The following is a 5,087-nucleotide window of genomic DNA, read 5'->3' as shown; positions in this document are numbered from 1 at the left end:
ACCCACAACATCTCCATCTCACTCGTTAACTGATCTGACCAACTCGCAGTTACCCCAATACCACGAATTGAAGCCAACACCACCCTCACATCCCGTGACATCATCAGATTCACAAACGGATAACGATTCGCCCAAACCATCATCTGTTCCATATTCAAATAAAAATATCCCTGATTCGATGTTGGTAAAGACCCCACGACTTCCTCAAAATCATCACTCCCAATTAAACCATTATTAGGCATAGTGATCATCACCTCTATCAACGGTTCACCAAGCACCACAAACAAAGAATCATTATCCAACCACCCATATCCCAAAAAACTACCAATACCAATCATCTGCCACTCCGTTACCGATATCTCTCCCACCTGTCTTTCCTTCAACGACACGCCAGGTTGATCCACTGCTATTCTATTTAGCTTTCTCAACATCCCATTAGCTGCAAAGCGATCGCTAGTCTCCAAAATCATCGCTCCACCAGCCCCAGTCTGCGCTAATATTCCTTCATTCGACCTAATTAAACCTATAGCAAATTCTCCATCCATCCAACCAAATACTTCTCGATCCACATCTAAATCTACATCTTTAAAGGTTTTCCTCATTATATCTACAAATTCCTGCAAATCTTCACTACCCTCCGCTTGTGCCACAAACTGCGACCAAGCCAAACTAATATTCTTCCCATTGATCGACATCATTGTTTCCGCTGGAAACCGTTGCAAAATATCGCCCGATGCTATTTCAGTCTGCTCTGGAGGCAACGGAGAATTCAACTTAGTCACTGCACGCAACCGCAAACCAGCATCATCCACTCCTATTCCCATCACCATAGAATCTATTTTTTCCAACTGCCCTAAACTTGCAGTAGATGACTTTTCATTCTCCGGCAAGTCATCAGTAAATGCTTTCATCAACTGACTATAATTAGGAATAAAAATAGTAGCGAGAGTATTCTCCACCCCGGCACTCTGCTGTAAACTTTCAGTAGCATTCTCTTGCATTGCCAAAGAAGCCTCACCCTGAAACGTATCAATAGCATCTTCTACTGCTGTTGCAACGGGAGCGATCGCCAAATAATCTCCCAAAATTGCCAAATTAAAAGTTTTTCCATTTTCATCAGTAACTTCTCGAATAGTCACCCCCTGATATTTCCTCTTCATAACTTGATTTTCCTCACCCCCTTTCAATTTATTGGCAAATTTCCAAAGCTCCAACTTATTTTTAATTCCCACCAACATCAAAATATTCACTGGATCGGCATCTTGCCCTGACTCAGCGGGAACAAAAGCCAACATTATTCCTCCCAACCAAGGTTGAATGTCTTTTTCCCAATCAATATTAGCTTCTGCCAAATTTTTCTGCTGAAATTCTGCATAACTCTGGCTAATTAATTCTCTGGTTTCGGGAGTACCAAATTGTTGTAATTTAGTTAAAGCTTGTTGATTAGGATGAATAAAAGTGGCCATAACTGCCGACTCAGGTACTATTTCAGCACTACTCAGAGGATTGGAAACTTTCGTGGCTACATTTCTCAAATAAAGATAGGTAGCGATGCTACCTGTGGCAATTATGGCTACACCAGCAATTAAAAAGTGTGATTTTTTCATAGAATTTTTTTATAACTTAATATTTTAGTAGGATAAGTAGTAGGTAGATACAATTATCCTTAATATTTACTACCCATTTATATTTTCTTTTTCCTGTTTTCTACCTTGAACAAAGGGTAAATTAATTTTGCAGACTAGGTAGGGCGCTATGCGAAAGTCAGAAGTCAAAAATCATAAGTCAGAAGTTATATATGGTATGGCGCTCGTTTGATCTACCTGGTGCGCCGTGCGACGGTGAGTAAAGTGCGTTGGGCGGGTTTCGCTGAAGCAACTACGGTACGCAAAGCGCCTCTTTTAGCGTAGCCTCCGAAGCAGGAAAGAGATACCCAAAGGACGCGGGGTCGCATCCGCATTTAGGACAGATCAAAAGCTGAAAACTCAAACAACACCAGATTTTTTCTTCTTCCTTCTTTCTTCTTCCTCCTTTCTTCTGCTATACAAAGATAAATAAGTATTGTGGGCAAATTTTTTAGTGATGAAAGTAGCTATTACAGGAGCAACAGGGTTTGTTGGCAGTCGCTTGGTAGAGCGTCTACATTCGGAAGGGGAACAAATATTAGTTTTGACTCGCAACCCAGAAAAAGCTAAACGAATTTTTCCTGACTCAGCCTATCCTAATTTGGAGATAGTTGCCTACCAACCAAAACAGTCTGGTGCTTGGCAAAAGTTTATAGATGGCTGTGATGGAGTGGTTAATTTGGCCGGAGCTGGTATTGCTGATGAGCGTTGGAATGCTAGTCGGAAGCGAGAAATTATGGACAGTCGCAAGGTAACTACGGAAAAATTGGTAGAGGCGATCGCCCAGGCTAATTCTAAACCATCGGTATTGGTTAGTGGGTCGGCTATTGGCTATTATGGTACGAGCGAAACGGCAACTTTTGATGAAACTAGCTCTAGTGGAAATGATTTTCTCTCGGAAGTTTGTCGAGCTTGGGAAACTGCTGCCGAACCCGTACAAGATTTAGGGGTAAGGTTGGTTATTTTGCGGATTGGTATTGTACTGGGTATGGGGGGTACTGTCTCGAAAATGCTCACTCCATTTAAGTTATTTGCTGGCGGGCCTATTGGTAGTGGTCAGCAATGGTTTTCTTGGGTACATATTGATGATTTGGTTGGTCTGATTTTACATTCTCTGAAGCACTCCGAAGTGAAAGGTAAATTCAATGCTACTTCTCCTAATCCTGTACGAATGGGAGAATTTTGTCAAGATTTAGGATTAGCTTTAAATCGACCTTCTTGGTTACCCGTGCCTGATTTTGCTATTGAATTGTTATTGGGAGATGGTTCGGTGGTGGTATTAGAAGGTCAAAAGGTCTTACCAAAACAGACTCAAGCTTCTGGCTTTGAGTATCAATATCCAACTGTTCAGTCAGCTCTGAAAAATATTTTAGCTCCTTGACATATTCCCGGTAGTGTAATTGGAAAACATCACGAGATTCTTCCACTCAAAAAAGAGTTGCGTTTTATATATGAGGTAATGACCTCCCCCTGTTTGTTTTCTATCATCAAAATAATTGGGTTGCGCAACCCCGCCTTGACTGGCGAAATATTTTTGGAGCCTCTTCCCTCTTCCTTCTTTAGTACGGATGTTGCATGCAACGTCCGTACCATTTGTAACAAACATTTATCACCCTTAGTACTATACAAATTTGAAAAAAGAATGCTACAAAAAGGTAGACCTCGATCGGATATGCTTAAAAATAGCTGTTCCAGTTCATTTAAGATAGTTATCTCTATCTTTTTCCCCTTTTTTTCAATATTTAACCCTTCTTCCTTCTTCTCTATTCCTTCTTTAGTACGGACGTTGCATGCAACGTTCCTACCATTTGTAACAAACATTTATCACGCTTGGTATTAGAGGGGAACGCGGGATTTTTCGCCGTTATGGGAGTTAAAAAAAATCAAGCTGCCTTTAAGTTTAAGGCAGCTCTATCAGATAAATTTTAAATCTATAGGTAGTTAAAATCTTTATTTCTGGGCAGTTACTGATTCTTTCATTAATTCTTTATGTTGTTCCAAGTTATCTGGATCTACATAATGGCATACTGCATCATCTAGACAAATTAAAGCCCAGCCAGACTCATCTATGCTCATCAGTTTATAATCTCCTTGCTGTATAAAAAATCCTTTGTGATTGCGAGTTTCTGGCTTTAAACTAACTTCTTTGTTGTTGTTATTAATTGTCATCGTATTTCAACTCCTTTGTATTATTTAAAAATTAGGTTTTGCTCTCTGATATAGAGATTTTTACTAACTACTAAACAAGTGGTTAAGTTTTCCCAGACTTGCTTGTGTCTACTAGGCACAGCCTCACACTCTAAAAATCTTTTTCTGACTTTATTTGTGCTTTAACTACCTATTTATTTTTTTTGCTTAGTGCAAGTTAAGTAGGTGGGAGAATTTACAAGTATGCCCGAAACTGTAACTTCGTGGAAGGTTTGCCCAGCATGACCTCAGGAAAGCAATCTCAAGAGTTTCAACTGTATAAACATTTCGTTACATAGTCAGGTTTATTCACTCCTACCTACTTAATATTTATTGTTTGACTTTCAGCAATTTTTTTATGCCACAATATGCTCCTAGCTAAAACATTTGATATGTTTTTTAGGATTGTACAGATAATTTTCCCCTAACCTCTTTACTAAAGATAGGTTGATTATGTAAGTAAATATCTTTAGGAAATCTAGCTTTGACTTGAATTTGACTAGAGCTTTATGTAGTATCAAATTTAGCATTATTCAAGTTTTCACTAGGTTATTTATGAGGTAGTTAGAGAGCTATGTGCTCTTAGGGGCTTTCTCAATTTACAGCGATCAATTAATCTCTTAAAGTTCTAAAAATCATAACATGATATTATTTGATATTTCATAAAGTTTTTATATAAATTATTAAGTTTTTTAAACATATATATTTATACTTCTTAAATAAGTGAGGAGTAGTTGAATTAGGGAAAAATAAAAGATTTAATGTTGAAAATTTATGTGATTTCTATACCTTTTAAAAATATATTTTACTGTTTTGCTTTGTCTATACAATTATCAATACCTAGTTATGAGCTATCAGCTTTATTCAAAATTATTTATCTTAAGATATTAGAAGTTTATGGATTTTAGAACACTGTTTATTTATCATATTTGAATTTTTAGGCGTGGCAGAATAAATCGTCAGCATTCAGTTGTCAGCTATCAGCGTTTCCCTGCGGGATGCTTGCTATACAAACAGCTATTGCTTTTAGTTTAGGATAAAAGCTTTATTCATTGTCTTACTACAAAAGTTGCCTCCCTTGCTGTTAAAGTCAGTTGTTAATTTAAATACTTTCCTACATAAGAGAGTCTTGCTGCTGATAGCTGTTAAGAATTCAGCCGTCAGCGGTCAGCTATGAGTTATTAAGTCATTATCTTGGAAGAAAGAATTAGTATTCAAGAGCAGATAGTCACCATCTAAAAATGAAGCAATACTTGTATAACTTTCTTCTGTTTC

Annotated in this window: 4 protein-coding genes; 1 reads left to right on the top strand and 3 read right to left on the bottom strand. The window is 37.9% G+C overall.

Features of this window, described 5'->3' with window-relative positions; translation table 11 throughout:
* A partial coding sequence (locus AC3DU7_RS24700) for a DUF3352 domain-containing protein (protein ID WP_488041945.1) occupies positions 1–1,607 on the bottom strand: 1,607 nt, incomplete at its 3' end.
* A gap of 475 nt (positions 1,608–2,082) precedes the next feature.
* Here AC3DU7_RS24700 and thyD point away from each other — a divergent pair.
* Positions 2,083–3,006 carry a thylakoid membrane protein ThyD gene (thyD, locus tag AC3DU7_RS24695; RefSeq protein ID WP_488041944.1) on the top strand — a complete coding sequence of 308 codons (924 nt, stop codon included), beginning with the start codon at positions 2,083–2,085 and terminating at the stop codon, positions 3,004–3,006.
* A 29-nt stretch (positions 3,007–3,035) separates the two neighbouring features.
* On the opposite strand, the gene AC3DU7_RS24690 is transcribed toward thyD, so the two are convergent.
* Both AC3DU7_RS24690 and AC3DU7_RS24685 read right to left on the bottom strand, forming a co-directional pair.
* A complete protein-coding gene (locus AC3DU7_RS24690) occupies positions 3,036–3,446 on the bottom strand; it encodes a hypothetical protein (RefSeq protein ID WP_488041943.1) in 411 nt (136 codons plus the stop codon).
* A 129-nt stretch (positions 3,447–3,575) separates the two neighbouring features.
* Positions 3,576–3,794, bottom strand: a complete 219-nt coding sequence (locus AC3DU7_RS24685; protein WP_488041942.1) for a hypothetical protein — start codon at positions 3,792–3,794, stop codon at positions 3,576–3,578.
* Between the last annotated feature and the right edge of the window lie 1,293 nt (positions 3,795–5,087).

Source organism: Okeania sp., assembly GCF_983059655.1.
The sequence above is the reverse complement of the archived record's forward strand: the minus strand, read 5'-3'. Positions and strand labels throughout refer to the sequence as shown.